Genomic DNA, 25,277 nt, shown 5'->3' with positions numbered 1-25,277 from the left:
ATGGAGTATCCCGACCGTGACCCCGAACTCGCCGGACACGCCGTCCGCTCCCGTCGCGCGATCGCGCAAGTGGCCGGTCGTGCTGATCGCCGGATCCGCGCTGCTGCTCGTCGCGCTGCTGGTCTATGAATTCGACGCGCATGACCGCGGCACCGACGATGCGTACGTGACGGGCCACCTGCACGTGATCTCGCCGCGCGTGGCCGGCACGGTCGAGCGCGTACTGGTGAACGACAACCAGTTCGTGCACGCGGGCGATCCGCTCGTCCGGCTCGACCCGCGCGATTTCGACGTACGCGTCGCGCTCCAGCGGGCACGCGTTGCGCAGGCGCACTCCGACGCAAGCCGCGCGAAGGCGCTGGTCGAGCAGGCCGACGCGACGCTCGTGTCCGCGCAGGCCGACACCGAGAAGGCCGAACTCGATTACGCACGGGCGCGCGAACTGACTCGCGAAACGCCGCGCGGATTGTCGCAGCAGGAATTCGATGCCGCCAACGCGGCACGCAAGTCGGCCCGCGCGCGCATCGACGCGGCCGACGCGCAGCGGCGCAGCGCGCAGGCCGCGTGGCAGGCCGCCGATGCCGTGTCGAACCAGAACGACGCCGAGTTGCGCGATTCACTGCTGCAGCTCGAGTACACGACCGTCGTGGCGCCGTCGGACGGTTATGTCGGCAAGAAGACCGTCGAGACTGGCGAGCATGTCGCGCCCGGCCAGGCGCTGCTCACGCTCGTCGAGCCGCACCCGTGGGTGGTCGCGAACTTCCGCGAAACCCAGCTCCGGCACGTCCGCACCGGCGACGTCGTGCAGTTGCGCTTCGACGCGCTGCCGGACCGCACCTTCAGCGGGCACGTCGACAGCCTGTCGCCCGCGACGGGCGGGCAATTCTCGCTGCTGCCGCCGGACAACGCGACCGGCAACTTCACGAAGGTCACGCAGCGGGTGCCCGTCAAGATCCTGCTGGATGGCCCGGCTTCGGCCGAGCCGCGCATTCGGCCCGGCCTGTCGGTGATCGTGTCGCTGCAACGCGAGCGCGCGCAACCATGACCCGCATCGCCGCCCTGCTCGCCGCCGGCCTGCTGAGCGCATGCACGATCGCGCCGCGCCCGCTTGCCCCCGTGCCGGTCGGAACCGACCGGTTCCGCCATGCCGAAACGGCGAACGAACCTGCATCGCCGCTCGTCGAGTGGCCCGCATGGTTCGGCGCGCCGCCGCTCGTCACGCTCGTCGATGCCGCGCTCGCCGGCAACCAGGACATCCGCGCCGCCGCCGCGCGCGTCGACCAGGCGCAGGCGCTGCTCGGCGAGCGCGAAGCGGCACTGTCGCCAACCGTCGGCGTCGATCCGTCGTTCAGCCGCGCGCGCGTGTCCGGCACGGTCGACAACGCATTGCCGAAACGCACGATGCACAACTGGTCGGTGCCGTTCAACGCCAGCTATGAAGTCGATCTGTGGGGGCGCCTGCGCGGCGACGCGGAGATCGGCAGGCAGAACGTGCTGCAAGCGGCCGCGGATCGCGCGGCCGTTCGCCTGCGCGTCGCGACCGATGTCGCGAGCGACTACCTGACGCTCCATTTCGTCGAACGGGATCTCGCGACGCTCGCCCGCGCGATCGAGCTGCGACGCACCGCGCTCGACGTGATCGCCGCCCGCGTGCGGGCCGGCGCGGCGAGCGATCTCGACGCGCTGCGCGCGGCGGCCGATCTCGATACGGCGCGCGCCGATCTCGCGGACAGCCAGCGGCTGCGCGACAACCTCGTCGACGCGCTCGCCGTGCTGACCGGGGTCTCGCCGACCGCCTTCGCCGTCGCGCCGACCGCATCGGCCATTCGCGTGCCCGATGTGCCGCCCGGCCTGCCGTCCGCGTTGCTCGCGCAACGGCCGGACCTCTACGCAGCGGCGCGCCGCGCCGACGTGGCGTCGCTCGAAATCGGCGTCGCCCGCACCGCGTGGCTGCCGACGTTGACGCTGACCGCACAGGGCGGATTCGCGAGCCGCGACCTGAGCACGTTTCTCGACCGCAACAGTTCGCTGTGGGGCCTCGGGGCGAGCGTCGCCGAGACGTTGTTCGACGGCGGCAAGCGCGACGCCGCGGTAGCCGCCGCGACGGCAGGCGCGGACCTCGCCGACGCGAACTATCGCGCGACCGCGCTCGGCGCGCTGCGCGAGGTTCAGGACGCACTCAACGACATCACCGCGCAGAAGGAGCGGATCGTGCGCTACGACAGCGCGGCGCACGCCAGCGAATCCGCGGCGCGGTTGTCGCTGAGCCGCTACGCGCACGGCTACGTCAGTTATCTCGAAGTGATCGATTCGGACCGCGACGCACTGAATGCGCAACGCCAGTTGATTCATAGCCGCCAGGCACTCGCCATCGCGACCGTCAATCTCGTACGTGCGCTGGGAGGCGGATGGACGCCGCCCGCGTCGACACAGGCAAGCGATGCAAAACACGCCGACCGGTTCTGAAGAAAAATGAATGCGCCCGCCGCGTTTCTTCGGAAGGCATCACGTATTTTCATATCGCTCTTCAGCTTACCTAACGTTTTTTGTGTTGCTCCGCACCGGTGCGCCGCATAGATTGATCACAACCGAATTCACCGATGCGAGACCCGTCATGGATCGCCTGAAAACACTCGAGATACTCAGGACGGTTGCCGAACTGGGCAGCTTCACGAGAGCCGCCGAGGCCCACCGGCTCGGCGTCTCCTGCATCAGCCGTACGATCCAGTGCCTGGAGACGTCGCTCGGCGTGCTGCTGTTTCACCGCACGACGCGCAAAGTGACGCTGACGCGCGTCGGCCAGGACGTGCTCGAGCAGGCGGTCGCGCTGCTGCAGCAATACGAGCACTTTTCCGTCTGCTGCCACGCCAATGCCAACGAGATGCAGGGTGACATCTCGCTCGAGGTGTCGAACCTGTTCGGCGTCGATCGCCTCGTGCCGGTCCTGGCCGATTTCAATGTGCAGCATCCGCTCGTGCGTATCCGCGTCGACTGGGTCGATCATCCGAGCGCGGCGCTCAGCGGCGAAGCGGATCTGTCAATCGTCACCGAACGAACGTCGAGCCTGACATGCATCGAGCGCCGCCTCGGGCGCATCCCGATGGGCCTTTACGCGAGTCCGCGGTTTCGCATCGCGCGCGGTGCGGCGAAGCATCCGCAGGCGCTCGAACGCCTGGACGTGCATCGCGGCAAACCAGGTAGCGGCGGTTCAGCGTGGCCGCTGCGACACCGGCGCACCGGCGCGACCGCCGAGATACGGCTGGCCGGCGCGATCCGCTCGAACTGCCTCGATACGCTGATCCTCGCGACGACGCGCGGCACCGGGTTCGCCGTGCTTCCGGAGCATCTTGCGCGGCCGCTCGAACGCAACGGCGAACTGGTTCGCCTGCTGCCCGACTGGCGGGTCGACGACCTCGACGCGTCGCTGCTCTATCACTCGCGCCGGAACCTGCCGGCGCGCATCCGAACGCTCGCCGAACATCTCGTCGCCGCGTTCGACGACAACCCCGCCGCGCGGCACGACGCGCCCGTCTTCACGCACCTCGTGGATGCCGACAGCGCAGTCGCCGCCTGAATGCCAGTGTTCGCGTCTTCGCGTCCGCGCCCGACGTCGTTTCGTCGAACGCACCAGCGCGCACGCTCAATCGCGCGCGCCCGCCGGGCGCACGCCCAGCGCTTCGGCCTGGCGCACAAGGTCCGGCAGCGTGCGAACCTGCATCTTCTTCATCACCTGGGCCCGATGCACCTTCACCGTGATTTCCTGCAGCCCGAGATTCGCTGCGATCTGCTTGTTCATCTGGCCCGCGATCACATGGCTCATCACTTCGCGTTCGCGCGGCGTCAACGACGCGTAGGCCTGGCGCACTCCGTCCAGCGCACGCTCGCGCGCGAAGCGCTCGCTGTCGCGGGCCAGTGCGCGATCGACGGCATCGAGCATCGTTTCGTCGTCGAACGGTTTCGTCAGAAAGTCGAGCGCACCGCCCTTCATCGCCTTGACCGTCGTAGCCACGTCGCCGTAACCCGTCATGAACAGGATGGGCACGCTCAAGCCCGCACGCACCGCTTCCTCCTGAACGGCCAGCCCGCTCTCGTCGGCAAGACGCACGTCGAGGATCAGGCAGCTCGGCACGTCGGGCCGCTCGAACGCGAGAAACGCCCGCGACGACGCGAATGTCTCGACGCGAAATCCCGCCGAACGCAACAGCGCGCTCAACGCGCGCCGCAGCGTTTCGTCGTCGTCGACCACATAAACGATCGGCGCGGGATCGCCCGCGCCCCGGTTACCGATCGACGTCATATCCGGCGTGCTCGCCATCGCATTCCCTGTGTAGGCATCCGCTTCATTATCGAATGATAAACTAAGACAAGACCAAGCGGAAACACCGCACCGCGAACGCGGCGTGGCCAGTCGACGGGCCGCCTCTCATGCAGGCGGCGCGCCGGATGCGACGTGATCGATCAGATTGAGCATGTCGTCCGATGGAAACGGCTTGCGCAGGAACGCGATCGCGCCTTGTGCGAGCGCGCGGCGCACCGAGTCGTCGTCGCCGTGCGCCGACATGAAGATGACCGGAATCGTCGACTTGCGCTGAACCAGCAGGCGCTGAACGTCGAGACCGCTCATACCCTTCATCTTCAGATCGACCAGCACGCAAGCCGCGTCGTCCAGCGGACCGGTCGCGAGAAATTCCTCGCCCGACGCGAACGGCAATGCGGTATGGCCAGCCGATTTCAGCAAGCCGGCAAGACTCTTACGGACCGACGCATCGTCATCGATGATGCAAACAATGGCCATGAAATGAGAACCTGAGAATTTTGTCAATCCAGAACATCGCGACTCGGCTTCCGTCGTGTCGCCAGGTGCCGCCGGCGTGTCACGCCCACGGCCCTGCGGCCAGCACCGGTTGTGCGGACGCTGCCGGTACCGGCTGCAGCGTGTCGGCCCGCTCGCCGTTCGCAAAGGACGCGCAGCGGGCATGGAGGCGTCCGGCTTCGCCCGACTCCGCCAGTTTCTCGAGCGCATACGCGCGCACGACCTCGAGCATCGAGTAACGCTTCGAGAGTCCGACCGAATGAACGACCAGCAGCGATTTCAATGCCAGACCGACCAGGCAGTCAAGCACCGCCTCGGCGCCCAGTTCGTCGCAGGCGGCCAGCGCGCAGGCCGCGTCGAGCCGGAACGCCTCCGGAAACACCGCGAGGCGGCACAGCACGGTGCGCTCGGTGTCGTCGAGCAGCCGATAGCTCCACTCGATGGTGGCCCTGAGGGTCTGTTGGCGGGGATGGGCCGTACGCAGGCCGCCCGACAACGACAGGACGGACTTGTCGAGGTCGGCCGCCAGCCCCTGGATGCCGAGCGACGCGATCCGGACCGCACCGAGTTCGAGCGCGAGCGGCAGGCCGCTCAGGCGGCGGCAGATCGTCGCGATCGCGTCCAGCGTCTTCGGGTCCGCCTGAATGTCGGTGCCCATCGCACGCGCCCGCGCCAGGAACATGCGGACGGCGCCGCATTCGACGATATCGCCGTCGTTCGCGCCGGCCGGCGGCACCGGCAGCGGCCCGACGCGATAAACGCGTTCGCCCGCGACACGCAGCGGTTCGCGGCTCGTCACGATGAGGATCGCGCCGGCATTCGCCTCCGCGATCGCTTCGCAGAGGTCCGCCAGATCGTCGACGTGCTGTTCGGCATTGTCGAGCAGCAGCATCACGCGCTGCTCGCCGATCGCGCGCACGACATCGGCGGGCCCGGCGGCCGCGCTGGCGGGCAAGCCGAGCGCGTCCAGCACCGCGGATTCCAGCGTCGTGTCGCCCTGCCAGCCGGCGAGATCGATCCGGACCAGCTCGATGTTATGCACGGCCGTCCACGCCGCGGCGACCTCCAGCGCGAGATGCGTCTTGCCGACACCGCCGGGGCCGACCAGCGTGACGAGCGTCTCGCGCTCGAGCAGCGCGTGCAGGTCGGCCGCTTCCTGCTCGCGGCCGATCAGCGGACATTTGCGCGGCGCGGTGCCCGCGCGGGCGCCGCCCAGCGGCTCGAACCCGGCCGGCTGACGGTCGGCGCGGGCCGGGTCGGCCGGCGGCGCGAGCCGATAGCCGCGGCCCGATTCGGTCCGTATCCACCCGTGCTTGCCGCCGAACAGCTTGCGCAGCGTCGAGATGTGCACCTGAATGTTGTTCTCGACCACGATCGTGTTCGGCCACACGGCCTGCATGATCTCGTCCTTCGACACGAGCCTGCCGGCCGCCTTCACTAACAGTTCGAGAATCTCGAATGCCCGCGCGCCGATATACCGGGGTTCCCCGTCGACGCAGACTTCGCGGCACTCAAGGGAAACCGTCACTCGCCCGAACGTGTACATGATTCGCACTCGCTTATGCTGCTCCTCACCTTGCGCCGCCGCAGAAGCGACGCCCCCTGTTCCGCCGTCCGGACCCGCATCGATGCGGGTCCGTACGCGTGTACCCATCGTATGGCGCGGCAGGCGTTCCGGCCATTATCTATAGGTTTAATCGGGTAACGAGCGGCCCGGTACGACTGCCGGCTTTCTCGGCAAGTTGTTGACCTCGGGCTTCAAAAAAAACCGGCCCGTTTCGGGGCCGGCGAAGAGGTTCCGGGCAATCCGGGGAGGATAAGTGCCGGAACCAGGGCAACCGCTTATGATCAAAAAACCACGTTACTGTCGCTGGTCCTGTTTCGTCGCGTTTTTCATGCGCATGATCCGTTGAGGGGTCCGTTCCGACATGAATCGCAATACGTCGTCGAGTCGGACGTATCCGGTTCCAGCACGATCGATCTCCGAAAAATGGTCACTGACCAAGCCCCAGCCAGCAGCCTTGGCTTGCTGCCGCGACAAGAGCCCGTTGGGATTGCCGTTGGTCGCGGCGGTGAATCGTTGCGCGATTTGGCTCTCCACGTCCTGCGTAACGGAGTTTTCCGATTGTTTGGGCGGCTGGACCCAGTCTTCTGGCGGGGGCGGCGGTTTCGGCAAATCGTCATAGGCAAATGCCACGCCGATGCTCGACATTGCGACGACCGTGGCCGCCGCGCCGGAAACAAGGAAAGTCACGATTTTCATAGCTATCCTCGCTTCATTTACAGTAGGGAGCCGTCTGCGATACGCGCCGGCGACTGGTAATAGTTGTCAATCGCCTGTTTCAATGGCACGCGCGACATCTCCGTGTTGTAAATCATATGCCCGCCTTCGAACCACTTGACGGGGATTCGGTCAGCCAGATTGACCCCTTCGAGGTCAAGCTCGGTTTGGAAGCCCGGCGTCGCAATATCCTCGTAGCCGTGGAGAATCAGCAGCTTGGCGTCCGGGTTGGCGGTCAGCACCGCCTGAATGTCGGTAATACTCTGCGGATAAGAAGATTTGCTTCCCGCCCGCCGCCATGTCCAGTTGCCGATTGTCGCGCCGTTTAGCGGTTGGTAGCTCGACTTGGTCTTATAGTTGACGAAGTCAGGGAAGTACGTCTTGAGTTCGTTTAGGAATGCTACGTTGATGTAGTCGTCCGCCTCGAAGCTGTTCCCGTTCGGCACCTTCATGCGGGCATCATAGCGGCCGAGGTTATAGCCCGAAACCAGCGTTCCCCTGAACGGCCCCGGCGTGTAGTTGAAGCTGCTGCTCCAGGTCGATGCGGGAATGCCGGTATGGTCCGCAATTCGATTCAGGACCGCCTGACCCGCAGGACTTGCCGCGTACGCATTCCAGTTGCTGTTCGGCTTGCCGTTTGAATTGAAGTACGTTTTGAAGGTAGCCTGGAACGTTGTTTTCGCCAGCGCGCGCAACTCGTTGAGATATTGTTCCTGGGTCTGTCCCGCACGCTTCACGGATTTTTTGAAGTAATCGGCCGCCATCGCGTAGGACGGGATGTATCCCTCACAGGTCACCCTGCCGCGCATCATGTCGCAATTGGAATTGTAGTCAACGAGCGGCGAGTTGAGGATGAATCCCGCCAGGACTTTGGCCGGCTTACCGGATGGGTCGGGAGCATAACCGCTGGTACCCGCCTGCTCCAGCAGGTTGGCGACGATTGGCGTGCGGATGCCACCATAGGATTCGCCGTACAAGTACTTTGGCGAACTCTGCCGATTGTATTTGTTCGTATAACTGGTGATGAAATCCGCGACCACCTGTGCATCGATGTCGGTACCCCACAGGTCACCGTTCTTGAGTGGGCCGATCGCCGTGGAAAGACCTGTACCCGGCGGATCGACGAAAACGATATCCGACTGATCGAGCAGGGAAATCGCATTGTCCTCAAACGGGAAACTGTCGGGTTGCTTTGTCGGGTCGGCCATGTTCGGCGCGTCGGACTTCAGCCGTTTCGGTCCCCACGAGCCCATGTGCAGCCAGATCGAGGCCGATCCGGGCCCGCCGTTCCATAGAAACGTGACCGGGCGATTCTCCTTGGGCAACGCGTCCCGCGTGTACGCCGTATAAAAGATCGCCGCTTCGGCTTTCCTGGCGGCTCCGTTTCCGTGATAGGCGATCAAGTGTCCAGCGCGGGCGACATACGGCAGGACCTTGCCGTTGATCGTAATGGTGTGCCGCTTGACCGACGCGTCCTCGTTGATCGCGGATAGCGCGATCGAACCGTCCTTTTTCGTATCGTAGATGTTGGCATCGTCCAGCACCTTGTCGGCAGGTGCGACCTTCGCAAATACAGCCAGCTCGGATTCCACTGACGCAGTCGTCGGTGATGACGGAGCGACAGGCTGTGTGGTCATGCTGCCCTGGGTCGTAGACGATGTGTCATCGCCACCGCATGCGACCAGTGTTGCGGCTGCAAGCGTTGCGATCACGCTCCATGCCGGCATTCTTTTAGTCATTCGTTGATCTCCACAACAATTTGATTTAATTGAAATCTGATCAGCACTCCAAACTATAAATATCCTCCTCAAAAACCTTCACCATGAACCCCACCGATTCGAGCGTGCCCGAATCGGTTTCCCCTGAGCCTGCTTCCGGTAACGCCACCGAATCTTCCGCTACTTCGCCACCATGACCGCCGCAGCGTGCGCCTTCGGCACAACCGGCATCTCGAGCGTCGTGTGCGACAGATCGAGCGTAACGAGTGCTGTGCCCTGATAGCCCTCAAGCTTCAACTTGACCTTGCTGCCCGGCATCACCGTGAAATCTCGCGGCATCATCTCCAATGAGAAGCCGTAGTCGGTGTTCGGCGCGATTGTTTGCGCGACGTCCAGGCCCTTGTAGAAGCGCGGGTTCGCCCAGCCATAGGTGACGTCATGCCCGTCCACCGACAGCGTTGCCTTGATGTTGGTCACTGCGGGTGTGAAGCGACCGCGCATCACCACCCGGATCGCACCCGCGTAGCGGGTCGCGTTCGCGAGGGGTTTCGTCTCATAAGTCACGGCCGCTGCCTTGCTGAAATCGACCGATACAGCCTGCGTGCCGTCCGTCGTGCTCGGCGTCAGCAATCCACCTGCGCGGCCGTTGTCGTGCAGGTAGTAGGACGTATCGACCGTCTTGGGCCATGCGTCTTCCTTGATGAAAAGTTCGCCCGTCGGAATGCAATCCCTCGTGCTGTGATCCGGGTTGTAGCAGTGCCCAATCAGTGAATTGCTTGTGTCGCCCGGTTGGGGATTCAGTGTCGTGCCGGACGGGATGTCGCCAGCCGGTGTTTCACGCACGTAGGTGGGTTGCTTCTCGACGCCGTTGTTCACGCCGAACAGATAGCGCGAGTACCACATCAAGATCTGCTTTTGCCACTCCTTCTGCCACGCGGGATCGTTATGATCGCGGCTATGCAGCCAAAGCTGAACCGGCTTTCTGGCACGATAGAGCGCGTCGTACAACTGCATCGCGTTCTTCGTCTTCACGTTATTGTCGGCTTGACCCTGCGCGATCAGCGTAGCCGCCTGGATCTGGTCGACGAGCGACAACGTGTTGCGCGATTTCCAGAAGTCGTTGTACGCGTAAGTGCGGTCGTCGGAATCGGTCACAGCCTTGAGTCGCGCGGGTTCGCAGATCGACGCGCGCGCGGTCGACTGTTGCAGCTGCATGTAGGGACCCAGCTGAATCATGTCCCCCTTGACGCCGTTATAACGGAAATAGTCGTAGCCGCTGCTGATGCCGTCCACCGGTACGATTGCCTCGAGCCCCGGCACACCGGTAGCGGCCACCATCGTCGGCAAGGTGCCGCCATAGGAGATCCCCTCCATCGCGACGTGCCCGGTCGACCAGGACGCCGCGACGGGTTGGCCTTGCGCGTCATAGCCCGGTGCAACGGGATCGCCGGTCAACCAGCGCACGACGCTCGCCATCGCCTCGCGCTCGGTGCGATCCATCACTGACCAGCAGCCATCCGATTGGTTGGTGCCGATCGAATCCGCGTAGACGATCGTGAAACCCATCCGCAAGTATTCCGCTTCCCCGAGGAATGGCGCACGCTGTTTCGTCGCGTAATCCGGATCGGCGTAATACACCGACGGCCGCACAATGACAGGGGTCTTGAGCCCCTCTGCCACCTCGGCGGGCTGCACGATGCGTAACGCGATCCGGTCCGGCTTGCCATCCTGATCCGTGTCAAACGGCGTTTGCACCATCACGTTCAGCTTGAGCGGCGGGCGCATCGACAGCCAGGGCAGAATCATGCCGTCGTCGACGGTGGGCCCGTCGTGTCCCGGATACAGCGTGGCAAGCTTCGGATAGGGTAGCCCGGTCGGCGAGCGTTCATATTGCGCGCCGACGTCTGCCACCGGCGTAGGTGGCGCAAAGGGTGCCGGCGCGGGTGCCGTCGTCACCGTACCGGGCTGTGTCGTCTGGCTCGGCATGCTTGGCTGATTGACGCCGCTCAACGTGCGCGGCGACGAGGTCTCGTCATCACCACATCCAGCCAGCTGGACTGCTACCGGTACGAGCAGAATCAGAAGCCGGATGCCGCGCATGAAAGATGGATGAATTCCCGCCCGCTGTGTTTTTTCCATATTTTTGTTTAGTGTGTTTATAAGGACTATTAAACAACATCGCTAGAAGCAATGTGAGAATCTGAAGCATTTCAAGCGGAATGAAACGGCATCACATTCGTACGATGCAACCAGCGTCGGCATGCGTGCCACCAACGTTTCCCGTGCGACGGTGGAGATCCGGATACCGGTCTCCTGCATGCCGGCAGTGGCGTGCTGAATGTGGACAGCTGCGTGTATCGGTCACCGCCTACGTCGCGGCAAGCCCATCGACGTCAGAGCGGAAACCGCGGTGCGGCATGCCCGTCCTTGGGTTGAGAAGATTGTAGGAAGCCCAATTCCGCAACGTCGGTAATATTTTGTAATAATATGTCGAGTAATCTTTACCGGATTTCGGATGGGTCAGCGCGCGTAACGTTCACTCAAGCGACTCTCCGCAAACCTTCTTGCCGGAACGACGCGCCGTCAGAGATCCCCGCCGGCGACGCGCCGGATATCGCTCTGAACCATTTCACCCGAACATCGAGCCGTTCGTCGACGACACGATTCCACCCTGTCATCCGTTCGCTTTTCCGCTAGTCGGCGATGATTTTCGTGCAGATATGTGCAATGAATGGTGCAAATTTCGTCACATTCCGCCGGAATGTTGCGCAGTATTATCCACTTCGCTTCGGCTACCACGCGTTCGGACTGGGCCTGACCGCGCGCCATTTTCATGTATTGCCCCTCGTTGACCGATGCCCATCCGAATCCTGCTTGTCGAAGATGACGTCCGTTTATCCGCGCTGATGGTGGACTATCTGCGCAAGCATCAGTACGAGGTGGACACGCTGTTCGGCGGCGCCGACGCCGTCGCCACGATCGTCGCGCGTTGCCCCGACCTGGTGCTTCTCGACATCAACCTGCCGGGCAAGGACGGCTTCGATATTTGCCGCGAGGTACGCACGCACTATGACGGCACCATCATCATGGTGACGGCACGCGACGAAAAGTTCGACGAGTTGCTCGGCCTGGAACTCGGCGCAGACGACTTTCTCTATAAGCCGATCGAACCACGCATTCTGCTCGCGCGGATCAAGGCGCAATTTCGACGGCTACGAACGCATCCGGACAGTTGCGCGCCCGAAGCATCCCAGCGATTGGTGTTCGGCAATTTTTCGATCGACCGGACGGATCGCAAGGTTCACCTTCCTGACGGCAGCGCGCCTCACCTGACCTCAACCGAATTCGACCTGCTGTGGGCACTCGCCAGCCGCGCCGGCGAGGTGGTCAGCCGGGAGGACCTGACGCGGCTGTTGCGCCGCATCGAGTTCGATGGCCTCGATCGCTCGATCGACTGTTACATCTCGAAGCTGCGCCGCAAACTGCGTGATGACGCGCTCGAACCGACGCGAATCAAGACGATCCGCTGCAAGGGGTATCAGTTCAGCAAACACGCGTGGGAATAACGCTGAATACGTGCTGACGCGTTGCGTCGCGTACCACCGGTGCGGCGCACGGCTGCACGCATCGAGCGGCTGTCCACCGGCTGTTGCGCGTGTGCTGCCCCTTCCGCGCCGCCGGCCAGCCATCCTCCGCCCGGCGCCTCGTACAACGCGGGCATGGGGGTACTGCAAATTTCCTCTGGCTGACGGACAATGCACGGGGCGCGCCCGAACGTGCGCAACCCGGCACAGCCGCCCCCGTGTACAAACCGTTTTCACCCTGCTCCACCCAGCCTGCTCCCACCGTGAACCAACCCTTGCGCAACCCGGTCGACACGAAACGAATGGATGGCGACTGGCTGGCGCGCGCCCGCCTGTCGAATGTGGCCCGCTCGGGCGACGTGCTGTGGTTCGACCTGACCGACGCCGGGACGGGGCGCGTGTGGTCCGCGTGCCAGACCGGGTGGGAATCCGAGCAGCGCTGCCGGCAATTCGAGCACGAATTCGCATTGAGCGGCGCCCTGGAACCGGCGTGGGCGCTCATGCCGGTTGCGCTGATCCGCGCCGCGGACGGCCCGGTGCTCGTCTATCCTCGCCCGGACGTGCGCGCGTTCGACACGCTGGCGGACGGACGGCTGCCGCTCGACGCCTTTCTCGACGCGGCGATCCAGGCCGTGCGTGCGCTCGGGGAGCTTCATCGGCACGGCTGGCTGCATGGCGATCTGCAACCGGCCAGTTTCGTCATCGCACCGGACGGTACGGTCATGCTCCGCTCGTTCGCCCATGCGTGGGACCGTCGGACGGAACGAGCCGCAGCGAGTACGATCCGCACCGAATTCGCCGCCTACGCAGCGCCCGAAGTCTCCGAGGGCGCATACGTCGACGAGCGCTCCGACCTGTACGCGTTCGGCATCACGCTGTTCCGCCTGCTGACGGGCGCGATGCCTTTCAACGCCACGTCGACGTCCGAATGGGTCCACGCGCACGTCGCCATGCAGCCGGCGCCGGCCACGACCTATCGCGACGACCTGCCTGCCGTCCTGAACGACCTGATCCTGAAACTGATCGCCAAGGAGCCCGCCGATCGCTACCCGTCCTGCGAAACGGTGCAGCACGATCTCGAACATATCCGGCGCGACTGGCTGGCGACAGGCCGCGTCGAGCCGTTCGCGCTCGGCGGCAGCGATCCGCTCGCCGGTCTGCACGCGCCCGACCTGCTGGTCGGCCGCGAAGCCGAATCCCGCCGGCTCGAGGAGGTGCTGGCGGCCGTCTCGCGAACCGGCGAGACGGCCATCGTCCTGATCGACGGGCCGGCCGGCGTCGGCAAGACCGCGCTCGCGGAGGACTTCATGCGTCATGCGCGAGCGGCGTTGCCTACGGCCTGGTGCACGTCGGCGAAGGTCGATCAGTTCCAGCCCGCTCGGCCCTACGCGCCCGTGCTGCAGGCATTGCGCACGCTGTTCGGCAGCGCGCTGGCCAGGCCCGACGACGAAATCGCGGCGATCGCCGCGCGGCTGCGCGACTGCGTGGGCAGTCAGGCCAACCTGCTGTCCGGCATCTTCCCGGAGATTGCGTGGCTGCTCGATGTCGAGCCCGTCGCGTTCGACCATACCGATGCGATTCCGGAATTTCATCTATGCCAGATCGTCGTGAATGCCTTCCGTGCGTTTGCGACGCCGGCCGAACCGCTGGTCATGGCGCTGGACGACATCCAGTGGGCCGACAACGCGACACTCGCGTTTCTTGCGTCGATCGCGGTCGATCCGCCGGCCAATTTCTGCATCGTGGCCGGTTATCGAAGCGTGCGGCAGCACGACCACCCGCCGGCGTTCCGCCGCTTCCTGCAGCAGCTCGAGCCCGCGCGCCTGTCGACGCTGACGCTGGCACCGCTCGACGCACCCGACGTCACGCGCATGCTCGCCGACATGCTCGGGGAGGCGCCGGCTCGGCTGTCCGGGCTTGGCGACATCGTTCACCGCAGGACCGGCGGCAATCCGTTCTACATCCAGCAACTGCTGCACACGCTGATCGACGAGCGACTTCTCGGCCATGATCCGGCGACGCAAACGTGGCAATGGCATTCGGCCGACATCGAAGCGCGCCACCTGACCGCGAACGTCGTGAGCCTGCTCGCGGTCCGGATGCAGCGGCTGCCGCCTGAATCGAGAACGCTGCTGTCGCTGCTGGCCTGTGTCGGCACCGATGCCGACGAGGCGCTGTTGCGCGCCGTCGCCGGCAAGACGTGGGCCGAGCTCCGCTTCTGGATGGACCCCGCGCGCCAGGCGGGCCTCGTGTCGCTCTCGGGAAACCGCTGGCGCTTCGTTCACGACCGCATCGTCGAGGCCGCCCACGCACTCGCCGGGCGGGTGGAACGCGTGCAGTGCCATGCCCGGATCGCCGCCGCGATGCTCGTGCGCACGGGCGCGCAATCGCCCGAATCGCTGCTGGAACTCGCCGCCCAGATCGAGCAGGCGAAAACCGCGCCGCTCGACGGCGCGCTCGCATTCGCATTCGCGGAGGCGCTGGTCGCGGCCGCGGAGGCGGCAGCCACGGCCGCCGCGCGCGATCGCGCGTTGTCGTTTCTCGCGTCCGCGCAAGCGCTGCTCGGTCCTCACGCCTGGTTGCGACACTACGGTCTTGCGAGCCGGATCGGCATCCTGCGCAGCGGCCTGCTGCTCGCGACCGGCGAAACCGCGCAGGCCTCCGACGCGATCGACGAGCTGATGGCGCGTACGCGCACGCCGCCCGATCGCGCCGACGCGCACCGGCTGAAGGCCGCGCAACTCACGGTGGAGTCGCGCTACCGGCAGGCCGTCGACGTCGCGCTGGCCGGGCTGGCGCTGCTCGGCGTGGAACTGCCGGCCGAGCCGACCGAGGCCGATCTCGCGGCCGCCTGCGACGCCGTGCGGGAAATACTCGACGGCCGCGCCATCCGCGACCTCGTCGACCTGCCCGTGATGACCGACACGCGCGTCGAAGCCACGATGTCACTGCTGACCGCACTCGAAGCCGCGATGTTCTATCCGAGCGGCGGGCTGATGTTGCTGCATTTCGCGACGATGGTCCGGCTGACCCTGCTCCACGGCGTCACCGCCGCGTCGGTGCAGGGGCTTGCGTGGTACGGCGTCAGCATAGCCGGGCATCATGACGCGTATGAAGACGGCTTCGAATTCGCCAAGGTCGCGCTCGCGCTGGTCGATCGCCACGGCTTCGAGCGCTACCGCTCCGCGACGCTGATCGCACTCGACCAGGTGAGCGTCTGGACCCAGCCGCTGTCGTACGCGCTCGACCGCGCGCGCGATGCGAAAACAGCGGGCAATGCGAGCGCCGAGCTGCGCTGGATGTGCTACAGCTGCAATCACATCGTCAGCGATCTGCTGTCGATGGGCGAAGCGCTGCCGGTGATCCGCGACGAGATCGATCCGCTGTTGCAGATCGCACGCGGCGCGCGTTACGACGACATCGTCGATCTCGTCTCCACCCAATCGGAATTCGTCGACGCGCTGCAGCTCGGCTACCACCGGCCGGTCGGCACCTGGCGCGCCCGTACGTCAACGAAGACACCGATGTCGGTCCTGCGATTCTGGACCGACGTGCTCGCCGGCCAGGCGGCCTTCATCTACGGCAACGCGGACGCAGCGCGTGCGTCGCTCGATGCCGCCGCATCGAGCGCATGGTCGACGCCCGCGCACATCATGCGGTCCGACTTCCACCTGTTCGGCGTGCTGGCCGGGATCGCGAGCGACCGCGGCACCACGCCGCCCGAGCGGCTGCTCGAACGCCATGCGCCGCAACGCGCCCGCTTCGCCGCGTGGAGCGAGCGCAATCCGGCGACGTTCCGCAACAAGCTCGCGCTGATCGACGCCGAATTCGCGCGCGTGCGCGGCGAGCATATCGTCGCGATGCAGCAGTACGAGGCGTCGGCCAGTCTCGCGGCAGAACACGGATTCGTACACGAACAGGCGCTCGCGCACGAACTGGCCGCGCATCACGCCACGTCGCTCGGGCTCGCCGGCCCGGCCCGCCACCAACTGCGACTCGCCCATGCGTGCTACCGGCGCTGGGGCGCAACCGGCAAGGCGCAGGCGATGGAAGCGCAGCATCCGTTCCTCGTGATGGACCCGTCGCCGGGCGGCCCGGCCACGCCCGCGCGCGAAGATCTCGATCTCGCGCTCGCGATGCGCGCGGCCCATTCGCTGTCCGAGGAAATCGTGCTGGAGCGCCTGATCCAGACGCTGATGCGCAACATGATCGTGTACGCCGGCGCACGCCATGGCCTGCTGCTGCTCGTCCGCCACGACCGGCTGACGATCGAGGCGACCGCGCGCATCGTCGGCAGCGACGTGGTCGTCGATATCGTCCGCAGCGAACCCACCGAGCAGGATGTCCCGCTGTCGATCCTGAACACCGTCGCCCGGACCCGCAAGCCGATCGTGCTCGCGAACGCGCAGCGCGAAGGCGTGCCCGACCACGCCGACAGCCTGCGCGCGCACCCGACGCGCTCGCTGTTCTGCCTGCCGCTGCTGAAACAGGGTGCGCTGATCGGCGTGCTGTATCTCGAGAATGCATTGTCCAACGGCGTGTTTTCGCCGCGGCGCATCGCGATGCTGGAAGTGCTCGCGCCGCAAGCGGCCAATGCGCTCGAATCCGCCCGGCTCTATGCGGAACTGATCGACGAGAACACGCGCCGGCTCGAGACCGAGGCCGCGCTGCGGCATGCACGGACCGAACTCGCGCGCACCGCGCACATGACGGTGATGGGCGAACTGGCCGCGTCGATCGCGCACGAGATCAATCAGCCGCTGACGAGCATCGTGTCAAGCGTCGGCGCGTGCATGCGCTGGCTGCGCGGCACGCAACCCGATCTCGGCGAAGCGCTCGCGAGCCTCGAGGACATCCGCGCATCCGGCGTGCGTGCGGCCGACATCGTCCGCGCGTTGCGATCGCTCGCACGCCAGGCACCGCCCGCGCTGGCGCCGCTCGCGATCGACGACCTGATTCGCGACATGCTGCATCTCACCGCGACCGAAATCGACGCGAAGCAGGTCGCGCTGCACGTCGACCTGCATTGCAACGACATCCGCGTGATGGCGGATCGCACCCAGCTCCAGCAAGTGATCCTGAACCTGGTCACCAACGCGCTCGACGCGATGGACGGGCTCGCCACATCGCGCGAACTCGAGATCGCGTCGCATGCCGACGACGGCCACGTGATCATTCGCATCGCCGATCGCGGCGCCGGCATCGATGCCGACATCGCGAACCGGATCTTCGATCCGTTCTTCACGACGAAATCGCACGGCATGGGAATGGGCCTCGCGATCTGCCGCTCGATCGTCGAAGCGCATGGCGGCACGCTCGAAGCCGCGCCGCGCGACGGCAACGGCACCGTCCTGACGTTCCGGCTGCCGACTTCGACGACACGCTGACGAGTGGGCGAGCGCGCGGCGGAACCGGCGCGCCGCGGCTCAGGTTCCGTCCGGCCGATGCGCGTCTTCGCTCAGGAACTTGTGCACGAAGGTCACGGCCATCGCCCCTTCGCCGACCGCCGACGCCACCCGCTTGACCGAACCCGACCGCACGTCGCCCGCCGCGAACGACCCGGGCACGCTCGTTTCCAGATAGTAGGGCCGACGTTCGAGCGGCCACACTCGCTCGAACGCCAGACAGTCATACAGATCGCTGCCGGTAACCAGGTAGCCGCCCGGATTGCGAATGATGTTCGTATCCCGAGCCCATTCGGTATTTGGTGCACCGCCGATGCACACGAACAGGTGCGTGGCCGGCAGCACTTCGCGCGCGCCGTCTTCCGAGCGAATCGCGATCGCTTCGAGCCGGCCGTCGCCGTGGAGCGCGTCGACGGTCGAGCCGTATCGCACCGTCACGTTGGGCATGCGCTCGATCCGGTCGATCAGATAGCGCGACAGCGTCGCCGCCAGCGACTCACCCCTGACGATCATCGTGACTTCACGCGCGTGCCGTGCGAAGTTCATCACGGCCTGGCCCGCCGAGTTGCCGCCGCCGACGATGAAGACGTGCTTGCCTTCGCACATCGGCGCTTCGCTCGACCCCGCGCCGTAGAACAGGCCGACGTTGAGAAACTTCTGTTCGTCGGGCAGGCCGAGACTACGGTATTCGATCCCGGTCGCGCAGATGTTCGAGCGCGCGGTCAGGATCGAGCCGTCGGCCAGGTCGACGCGGATCTTGCCGTCGACGAAGGTTGCGTGCACACCCTCGCGCATCATCAGCAGCTCGACGCCGAACTTCACCGCCTGCTGGCGCGCGCGCTCGGCCAGCTCGGCGCCCGGCACGCCCTCCGGGAACCCCATGTAATTCTCGATCAGCGAACTCGTGCCCGCCTGCCCGCCGATGGCATCGCGTTCGATCACGACCGCACGCAGCCCTTCCGACGCCGCGTAGACGGCTGCCGACAGGCCAGCCGGACCCGCGCCGTAAATCGACACGTCGTACTCGATGAAGCGCGGCCGGGCAACCCAGCCGAGCTTGGCGGCGATCTCCGGCAGCGTCGGCTGGTAGATGCACGTGCCGTCCGGAAAGATCACGACCGGCAACCGGATGTCGCGCATCGGCGCGATGCCCAGCTCACGCACGCAATCGCTGTCGGACGTCAGCTCGCACCATTCGTACTCGACCACGCCACGCTTCAGGAAATCGCGGATCGCGTAGGCCTCCTTGCTGTGAGGCAAGCCGATTACCTTGACATGCTGCGACTGGGTCATGAGCGCCTCCCGGTGACCGTCATATCGAATCTCGCCCGCACATCGTGCCGGCCGCACTCGCGACTTTACGTCGCCTCACCCGCCGGATCACCACGCTTCATAAGAATTAAGGTCCGGTCGCGACACGACCGTCCACAATGAACCGTATCCAACCTCGCTTGCGGCATCGCGCCGGCCGCACCGCAAGCGCTATCCGACGCCGGCATCGGAGCGGAAGATGGCCACGACCTGCACCCACCTCGGCGAAGCACGCATCCTGACCACCGATAAGGACTACTGCGAGGAGTGCGTGAAATCCGGCAGCCAGTGGGTGCATTTGCGCCTGTGCCTGGCATGCGGGCACGTCGGCTGTTGCGACTCGTCGCCGAATCGCCACGCCAGCCGGCATTTTCACGAAACCAGCCATCCGCTGGTGCGTTCGATCGAGCCCGGCGAACGCTGGGTCTGGTGCTATGCAGACGACGCGATGGCCGGCGAGATCACGTCGTAACGCACCGCACGGCGGTTTCCGGCGCCTGCGCGCGCCGCCATGAAGGCCGGCCACCGGCTTGCGATGCGGCAGCCATTCGAACCTGGGAGTCACGCACGATGAAGATAGTCATTGCAGGCGGGTCGATCGCCGGTCTCGCGGCCGCGCTGACGCTCGATTGCATCGGACATGACGTGATGGTCTGCGAGCGCTCGCACACGCCGCTGCGCGGCCAGGGCGGCGGCGTGGCCGTGCTGCGGCGCATGATGGCGTTTCTCGAACAGCATGGCCGTCATTGCCGGCAGATGATCAGCGTGCCGACGCATCGGCGCCGCTGGATCGATCGCGACGGCCTCGTCACGCGGGACGAACCCGAAATGCTGCCGTTCTCGTCGTGGGACGCCGTCTATCGCTCGTTGTGCGAAACGCTGCCGCACGGGCGCATTCATTACGGCCGTACCGTGACCGGGTTCGACCAGGACGCGGACGGCATCGACGTGCACCTCGACGACGAACGCATCCGCGCGGACGTGCTGATCGCCGCCGACGGCTCGGGTTCGAGCCTGCGCACGCAGCTGTTTCCCGGCTACGCGCCGTCGTTTGCCGGCTACCTCGCGTGGCGCGGCATCGTCGACGAAGCCGATTTCGACGCCGCCGCAATCGAGTCGCTGGTCGAGAACATGACGCTGCACAAGGCACCGGGCGAGCTGTTCATGGCATTCCTGATTCCCGCGCTCGACGGTTCGCTCGCGCCGGGCGCGCGCCGCTTCAACTGGCTGTGGTATCGCAACGAAGCCGATCGCGATGCGCTGCGCCGCCACCTGACCGATCGAAACGGCAACGTTCATCACGCGTCCGTGCATCCGGGGCTGCTTTCCGACGAAGCCGTCGCGACGCTGCGGCAACTCGCCAGCGAACGGTTGCCGGCGTCCCTGTCGCAACTGGTGCTCGCGACGCACGCGCCATTCAACCAGGCGATTTTCGATGCGTTGAGCCCCGGCTTCGTCGACGGCCGCGTCGCGCTGATCGGCGACGCGGCCTGCACCGTGCGCCCCCATACGGCGTCCGGCACGTCGAAAGCCGCGCGCGATGCCGTGTCGCTCGCCGAAGCGCTGCCGGCGGACGCCACCGATGTCGTCGAGCGCCTGGCCCATTGGTCGACCCAGCGGCGCGAAGAAGTGACCTCGTTGCTCGACAAGGGCCCGCAGCTCGCGGCGGCGTTCGGGCTCGGAACGCAGATCTGACGCCTGCGTGCACGCGTCGGAGCGGGCCCCGAGTGCGTTCAGAACGTTTCAGTGCTGCTTCAGGAATTCGCGAAATCGGACGGGTAGACTGATTTCACGAGCCGTTGCGCGGGTGATTGCCTGCGCGTGGCGCCTTTCCTGGAGAGACGACATGACCTCCGTCGCAAATCCCTGCCGCCGTGCAAGACGGTCGAATCGATCGGTCATGCACGGCCGGCCCGCGACCGTCGCACGCGAAATAACCGCGTCGAGCGCCTCGATGCAAAACCGCGCACGCCGGACGGTCGGTGGCGACCCGCGGATCCGCGGTGCCGCACGCGTTCGCCGGTGGGACATGCCCGGCCGATATCGATCCGAATGCCCTGCGCGTCGAATCCGGTACGACGAACCGATTCGCGTGGAGCACGCATGAAGCACAAACGACTCTGGATCGGCGCGGCAGGCGTCGCAATCGTCGGCCTGGCGGTCGCGATCGGCATCATGGTTCGGCCGTCGATCGCGCCGATCGATCCGCCTGCCCGCGCGTCGTTCGATCCGCAGCTCGTCCGGGCCGGCGCGCGCGTGGTCGCGCTGGGCGATTGCGTCGTCTGCCACACGGCGAAGGACGGCAGGCCGTTCGCCGGCGGGCTGCCGCTCGCGACGCCGTTCGGCACGATCTACGCGACCAACATCACGCCGGATGCCGACACCGGCATCGGCCGCTGGTCGCAGGACGCCTTCGCCCGCGCGCTGCGCACCGGGATCGCCCGCGACGGTCACCCGCTCTACCCGGCCTTTCCGTACATTCACTTCACGCGGATGTCCGACCAGGACATCTCGGCTGCGTACGCGTACCTGATGACACGCGAACCGGTGCAAACGAAGATCCCGGCGAACGACCTGATCTTCCCGCTCAACTTCCGGCCGCTGGTCGCGTTCTGGAACGTGCTGTTCCTGCGCGAAGGCGCCTACGTGCCGGACCCGTCGCAATCCGCGCAATGGAATCGCGGCAAGCTGCTGGTCGACGGGCTCGGCCACTGCGCGTCCTGCCATTCGCCGCTGAATGCGATCGGCGGCGAAGAGACCGGCAAGGCGTTCGACGGCGGTATCGTCGACGGCTGGGATGCACCGCCGCTCAACGCGCTCGGCAACGCGGTGCACCCGTGGACGCAGGCGCAACTGGTGACGTACCTGCGCACCGGCCGCGCGAGCGAACACGGCGCGGCCGCCGGCCCGATGCTCCCCGTCACGCGCGATCTCGCAACGGTGCCCGTCGAGGATGTCGAGGCCATCGCGGCCTACATCCTGTCGATCCAGAAGCCGGCCGCCGCACGGCCTGCGACGAGCGCGGCCGAACGCACCGCGACGACGCCCGCCGCGCAGCGCGGCTCGGTGCTGTTCCAGGCGTCGTGCGCGCAGTGCCACGGGCCGGCATCGCCGATGCAGTCGATCGGCGAACGACCGACGCTCGCGTTCAGCACGGCGGTCGCCGCCGACACGCCGCGCAACGCGATCCAGATGATGTTCAACGGGATCGGCTGGCATGGCGAGGACACCCTCAACTACATGCCGTCCTACCTCGACCAGTACGACGACGCGCAGATCGCGGACCTCGCCGCCTACCTCCGCGAAACGTACTCCGATCGCCCCGCGTGGAGCGGCATCGACACCCTGGCCGCGAAACTCAGAAAGGAGGACAGCGCGCGATGATCAACCTCACCGTGAACGGCGTGCGGCACACGCTCGACATCGATCCTTCCACGCCGCTGCTTTACGCGCTGCGCAACGACCTGCACCTGCACGGCGCGAAGTTCGGCTGCGGCCTCGGGCAATGCGGCGCGTGCACCGTGATCGTCGACGACAAGCCGATGTTCTCGTGCCTGATCCCGGTCGCCGCGCTCGGCGAGCGCCGCGTCAGGACCCTCGAAAGCCTCGGCACCGCCGAGCATCCGGGCAAGCTTCAGCAAGCGTTCATCGATCATCAGGCGGCGCAGTGCGGTTATTGCATCGCGGGCATGATCATGCGCGCCCAGGCGCTGCTCGAACGCAACCCGAAACCCACCGAACGCGAGCTGCGCAACCACATGGAACCGAATCTGTGCCGTTGCGGCACCCACATGCGGATCCTGGCGGCCGTGCGCCAGGTCGCGGGCATGCCGGACCCGGAGCCGGCAGCCGCTCCCGTCATGATCAGCAAGGGGCTCTGATGAACCCACCCGACGACATCGACGAAGGCCGCCGGCACTTCATGATCTCCGGCGCGCTGTTCGTCGCGTTCAGCCTCGCACCGGCCGCTCGCGCCGCCGCCGAGGTCGTGATCGCGGACGAAGGTGCCGCCGTGCACGTGTCCACGGCCACCCAAACGCTGGCCGGCAGCCTGAAGACCAATCCGCTGCTGGACGCATGGATCAAGATCACGCCCGAAGGCAAGGTCACCGTGTTCACCGGCAAGGTCGAGCTCGGCACCGGCGTGCGCACCGCGTTGCTGCAGGTGGCGGCCGAAGAGCTGAACATGAAGCCTTCGCTGATCACCTTCCTGACCGCCGACACCGGCGCGTCGCCGGACGAGGGCTTGACCGCCGGCAGCCACACGATGGCGGACAGCGGCTCCGCGTTGCTGAACGCCGCCGCACAGGTGCGCGGGCTGCTGGTCGAAGGCGCGGCGAAGCAGTTCGGCGTCGATGCGCGCCTGCTGAGCGTCTCCGACGCGGTCATCAAGGCGCCGGACGGCCGCACGATGCGCTACGGCGACGCGGTCCGCACCGTCGACCTGCATCGCAACGCGACGCCGACTTCCCCGCTGAAGGACCCGGCGACGTTCGCCGTGATCGGCACGTCGCTGCCGCGCGTCGACATTCCGAACAAGGTCACGGGCGGCGTCAGCTACGTGCAGGACATGGAACTGCCCGGCATGCTGCATGCGCGCGTCGTGATGCCGCCCGTGTACGACGCCAAACTGCAGTCGTTCGACGAAGCGGCGATCCGGAAGATGCCGGGGGTCGTGCGGATCGTGCGCAACGGCAGCATGCTCGCGGTCGTCGCGCAGGGCGAATGGCAGGCGGTCGTCGCGCAGCGCGCGCTGGCCGCGAGCTGCCACTGGTCGGGCGGCCGGGCGCTGCCCGATCGCGCAACGGTGCATCAGGATCTGAAGCGGATCGCGACGCAACGCATCGAGATCGCCAATACGCATGCGGACACCGCGCCGGCAACGAAAACGCTGAGCGCCACCTTCCTGAAGAACTACCTGCTGCACGGCTCGATCGGACCGTCTTGCTCGGTCGCCCATCTCGAGAACGGCACGCTGACCGTGTGGACCCACTCGCAAGGCGTCTACCCGCTGCGCGACGCGCTCGCCGAGATGCTGTCGATGCCGAAGGCCAGCATCCGTTGCATTCACACCGAAGGGTCCGGCTGCTACGGGCACAACGGCGCGGACGACGTGGCCGCACATGCGGCGCTGATCGCGGCCGCGATGCCCGGCAAGCCGATCCGCGTCCAGTGGATGCGCGAACAGGAACATACGTGGGACCACTTCACGCCGGCGATGGTGACCGAGCTCAGCGCGTCGCTCGACGCCGGCGGCCGCATCGTCGACTGGAGCTACGCGCTGTGGAGCAGCTCGCACAACGAGCGCATCGTCAATGCGGGCCGGCTGCTGCCCGCTCGGATGCTCGAGCCGCCGTTCGTCTCCGCGCCGTCGACGCCGATGCTGCAGCCCGAGGGCGGCGGCGATCGCAACGCGATCCCGCTGTATGCGCTGCCGAAGATGCACATCGTCAACAACTTCTCGCCGACGATGCCGCTGCAGACATCGGCGATGCGCTCGCTCGGCGCGCACACGAACGTCTGGGCAATCGAAAGCTTCATGGACGAGCTGGCGCATACCGCCGGCATCGATCCCGTCGAGTTCCGGCTGCGGCACATGCAGGATCATCGCGCGCGGCAGGTGATCCAGCTCGTCGCGACCAAGTTCGGCTGGCCGCGGCCGCCGCGCGAACGCAACCGCGGCGTCGGTTTCGCGTTCGGCCGCTACAAGAACCTGATGGCCTACGTCGCGATCGCGATCGACATCTCGGTCGTGCCGGAAACCGGTCAGGTGACGCTCGATCACGCGGAAGTCGCGGTCGACGCCGGCCAGGTCGTATCGCCGGACGGCATCCGCAACCAGATCGAAGGCGGCATCGTGCAGGCCGCAAGCTGGACACTGTACGAGGCGCTGAAATACGATACGCAGCGCATCCGCAGCTTCGACTGGAGCAGTTATCCGATCCTGCGTTTCGGCGCCGCACCGCAAAGCATCAAGGTGCACCTGATCAACCGGCCGGGCGCACCGTTCCTCGGTGCGGCCGAGGCGTCGATGGGGCCGACCGCGGGTGCGTTGGCCAACGCGATTTTCGATGCGACCGGCCAGCGGCTGCGCGAAATGCCGTTCGCGGGCGACGGGCTCAGGAAGCGCATCGATGCGTAGCGGCACCTCAAAACAACAGCCGC

General features: G+C 66.1%; 17 protein-coding genes. 10 read left to right on the top strand and 7 right to left on the bottom strand.

Features of this window, described 5'->3' with window-relative positions; translation table 11 throughout:
• Positions 1 to 16 precede the first annotated feature (16 nt).
• From ACN22W_RS18290 to ACN22W_RS18280, 3 genes are all read left to right on the top strand, one after another.
• Positions 17 to 1,045, top strand: coding sequence for an HlyD family secretion protein (locus ACN22W_RS18290; RefSeq protein ID WP_419688881.1), 1,029 nt, complete (start codon positions 17 to 19; stop codon positions 1,043 to 1,045).
• Positions 1,042 to 2,466: an efflux transporter outer membrane subunit gene (locus ACN22W_RS18285; RefSeq protein ID WP_419688880.1), complete on the top strand. Its 1,425-nt coding sequence runs from the start codon at positions 1,042 to 1,044 to the stop codon at positions 2,464 to 2,466. Before ACN22W_RS18290 ends, ACN22W_RS18285 begins: the two co-directional genes overlap by 4 nt.
• Positions 2,467 to 2,551: 85 nt before the next feature.
• Positions 2,552 to 3,574 (top strand): LysR family transcriptional regulator, encoded by a 1,023-nt coding sequence (locus tag ACN22W_RS18280; RefSeq protein ID WP_419688879.1) that lies wholly within the window; start codon positions 2,552 to 2,554, stop codon positions 3,572 to 3,574.
• Positions 3,575 to 3,640: 66 nt separating this feature from the next.
• Here ACN22W_RS18280 and ACN22W_RS18275 read toward each other — a convergent pair whose 3' ends face one another.
• The 6 genes from ACN22W_RS18275 to ACN22W_RS18250 all read right to left on the bottom strand — a co-directional run bounded on the left by ACN22W_RS18275 (position 3,641) and on the right by ACN22W_RS18250 (position 10,951).
• Complete coding sequence (locus ACN22W_RS18275) at positions 3,641 to 4,297, bottom strand: response regulator transcription factor (protein WP_419688878.1); 657 nt, start codon at positions 4,295 to 4,297, stop codon at positions 3,641 to 3,643.
• A 126-nt stretch (positions 4,298 to 4,423) separates the two neighbouring features.
• Positions 4,424 to 4,795: a response regulator transcription factor gene (locus ACN22W_RS18270; protein WP_412023980.1), complete on the bottom strand. Its 372-nt coding sequence runs from the start codon at positions 4,793 to 4,795 to the stop codon at positions 4,424 to 4,426.
• Between the two features lie 79 nt (positions 4,796 to 4,874).
• The gene (locus ACN22W_RS18265) at positions 4,875 to 6,341 is read right to left on the bottom strand and encodes a winged helix-turn-helix domain-containing protein (RefSeq protein ID WP_419688877.1); all 1,467 of its coding nucleotides are present in this window, start codon (positions 6,339 to 6,341) and stop codon (positions 4,875 to 4,877) included.
• A 333-nt stretch (positions 6,342 to 6,674) separates the two neighbouring features.
• Positions 6,675 to 7,076 carry a hypothetical protein gene (locus tag ACN22W_RS18260; protein ID WP_419688876.1) on the bottom strand — a complete coding sequence of 134 codons (402 nt, stop codon included), beginning with the start codon at positions 7,074 to 7,076 and terminating at the stop codon, positions 6,675 to 6,677.
• A 17-nt stretch (positions 7,077 to 7,093) separates the two neighbouring features.
• Positions 7,094 to 8,833: a S10 family serine carboxypeptidase-like protein gene (locus ACN22W_RS18255; RefSeq protein WP_419688875.1), complete on the bottom strand. Its 1,740-nt coding sequence runs from the start codon at positions 8,831 to 8,833 to the stop codon at positions 7,094 to 7,096.
• A gap of 159 nt (positions 8,834 to 8,992) precedes the next feature.
• Entirely contained in the window at positions 8,993 to 10,951 is a 1,959-nt protein-coding gene (locus tag ACN22W_RS18250; protein ID WP_419688874.1) for a Xaa-Pro dipeptidyl-peptidase, read from the bottom strand.
• 716 nt (positions 10,952 to 11,667) lie between these two features.
• On the opposite strand from ACN22W_RS18250, the gene ACN22W_RS18245 reads away from it, so the two are divergent.
• Positions 11,668 to 12,378 carry a response regulator gene (locus ACN22W_RS18245; protein ID WP_419688872.1) on the top strand — a complete coding sequence of 237 codons (711 nt, stop codon included), beginning with the start codon at positions 11,668 to 11,670 and terminating at the stop codon, positions 12,376 to 12,378.
• Between the two features lie 281 nt (positions 12,379 to 12,659).
• Positions 12,660 to 17,783: a trifunctional serine/threonine-protein kinase/ATP-binding protein/sensor histidine kinase gene (locus ACN22W_RS18240; RefSeq protein WP_419688870.1), complete on the top strand. Its 5,124-nt coding sequence runs from the start codon at positions 12,660 to 12,662 to the stop codon at positions 17,781 to 17,783.
• A 39-nt stretch (positions 17,784 to 17,822) separates the two neighbouring features.
• Here the strand turns inward: ACN22W_RS18240 and ACN22W_RS18235 are convergent, their stop codons facing one another.
• Positions 17,823 to 19,094: an NAD(P)/FAD-dependent oxidoreductase gene (locus ACN22W_RS18235; RefSeq protein ID WP_419688868.1), complete on the bottom strand. Its 1,272-nt coding sequence runs from the start codon at positions 19,092 to 19,094 to the stop codon at positions 17,823 to 17,825.
• Positions 19,095 to 19,311: 217 nt separating this feature from the next.
• Between ACN22W_RS18235 and ACN22W_RS18230 the strand changes: the two genes are divergently transcribed.
• The 5 genes from ACN22W_RS18230 to ACN22W_RS18210 all read left to right on the top strand — a co-directional run bounded on the left by ACN22W_RS18230 (position 19,312) and on the right by ACN22W_RS18210 (position 25,254).
• Positions 19,312 to 19,584, top strand: a complete 273-nt coding sequence (locus tag ACN22W_RS18230; RefSeq protein WP_412023973.1) for a ubiquitin carboxyl-terminal hydrolase 14 — start codon at positions 19,312 to 19,314, stop codon at positions 19,582 to 19,584.
• Positions 19,585 to 19,682: 98 nt separating this feature from the next.
• The gene (locus ACN22W_RS18225; RefSeq protein WP_419688867.1) at positions 19,683 to 20,807 is read left to right on the top strand and encodes an FAD binding domain-containing protein; all 1,125 of its coding nucleotides are present in this window, start codon (positions 19,683 to 19,685) and stop codon (positions 20,805 to 20,807) included.
• Positions 20,808 to 21,215: 408 nt separating this feature from the next.
• Positions 21,216 to 22,496 carry a c-type cytochrome gene (locus tag ACN22W_RS18220; protein ID WP_419688865.1) on the top strand — a complete coding sequence of 427 codons (1,281 nt, stop codon included), beginning with the start codon at positions 21,216 to 21,218 and terminating at the stop codon, positions 22,494 to 22,496.
• Positions 22,493 to 22,993, top strand: a complete 501-nt coding sequence (locus ACN22W_RS18215; RefSeq protein WP_412023964.1) for a (2Fe-2S)-binding protein — start codon at positions 22,493 to 22,495, stop codon at positions 22,991 to 22,993. Before ACN22W_RS18220 ends, ACN22W_RS18215 begins: the two co-directional genes overlap by 4 nt.
• The gene (locus ACN22W_RS18210; RefSeq protein ID WP_419688863.1) at positions 22,993 to 25,254 is read left to right on the top strand and encodes a molybdopterin cofactor-binding domain-containing protein; all 2,262 of its coding nucleotides are present in this window, start codon (positions 22,993 to 22,995) and stop codon (positions 25,252 to 25,254) included. The genes ACN22W_RS18215 and ACN22W_RS18210 overlap by 1 nt, the downstream gene beginning before the upstream one ends.
• Positions 25,255 to 25,277: the final 23 nt, after the last annotated feature.

The organism is Burkholderia theae (assembly GCF_048565265.1).
Classification (GTDB): domain Bacteria; phylum Pseudomonadota; class Gammaproteobacteria; order Burkholderiales; family Burkholderiaceae; genus Burkholderia; species Burkholderia theae.
The sequence above is the reverse complement of the archived record's forward strand: the minus strand, read 5'-3'. Positions and strand labels throughout refer to the sequence as shown.

Excerpts from the sequence above, each read along its gene's own strand:
- ACN22W_RS18225 (WP_419688867.1), top strand. The coding sequence starts at position 19,683 with ATGAAGATAGTCATTGCAGGCGGGTCGATCGCCGGTCTCGCGGCCGCG.
- ACN22W_RS18215 (WP_412023964.1), top strand. The coding sequence starts at position 22,493 with ATGATCAACCTCACCGTGAACGGCGTGCGGCACACGCTCGACATCGAT.
- ACN22W_RS18270 (WP_412023980.1), bottom strand. The coding sequence starts at position 4,795 with ATGGCCATTGTTTGCATCATCGATGACGATGCGTCGGTCCGTAAGAGT.
- ACN22W_RS18210 (WP_419688863.1), top strand. The coding sequence starts at position 22,993 with ATGAACCCACCCGACGACATCGACGAAGGCCGCCGGCACTTCATGATC.
- ACN22W_RS18245 (WP_419688872.1), top strand. The coding sequence starts at position 11,668 with ATGCCCATCCGAATCCTGCTTGTCGAAGATGACGTCCGTTTATCCGCG.
- ACN22W_RS18230 (WP_412023973.1), top strand. The coding sequence starts at position 19,312 with ATGGCCACGACCTGCACCCACCTCGGCGAAGCACGCATCCTGACCACC.
- ACN22W_RS18235 (WP_419688868.1), bottom strand. The coding sequence starts at position 19,094 with ATGACCCAGTCGCAGCATGTCAAGGTAATCGGCTTGCCTCACAGCAAG.
- ACN22W_RS18220 (WP_419688865.1), top strand. The coding sequence starts at position 21,216 with ATGAAGCACAAACGACTCTGGATCGGCGCGGCAGGCGTCGCAATCGTC.
- ACN22W_RS18260 (WP_419688876.1), bottom strand. The coding sequence starts at position 7,076 with ATGAAAATCGTGACTTTCCTTGTTTCCGGCGCGGCGGCCACGGTCGTC.
- ACN22W_RS18250 (WP_419688874.1), bottom strand. The coding sequence starts at position 10,951 with ATGGAAAAAACACAGCGGGCGGGAATTCATCCATCTTTCATGCGCGGC.
- ACN22W_RS18285 (WP_419688880.1), top strand. The coding sequence starts at position 1,042 with ATGACCCGCATCGCCGCCCTGCTCGCCGCCGGCCTGCTGAGCGCATGC.
- ACN22W_RS18255 (WP_419688875.1), bottom strand. The coding sequence starts at position 8,833 with ATGACTAAAAGAATGCCGGCATGGAGCGTGATCGCAACGCTTGCAGCC.
- ACN22W_RS18275 (WP_419688878.1), bottom strand. The coding sequence starts at position 4,297 with ATGACGTCGATCGGTAACCGGGGCGCGGGCGATCCCGCGCCGATCGTT.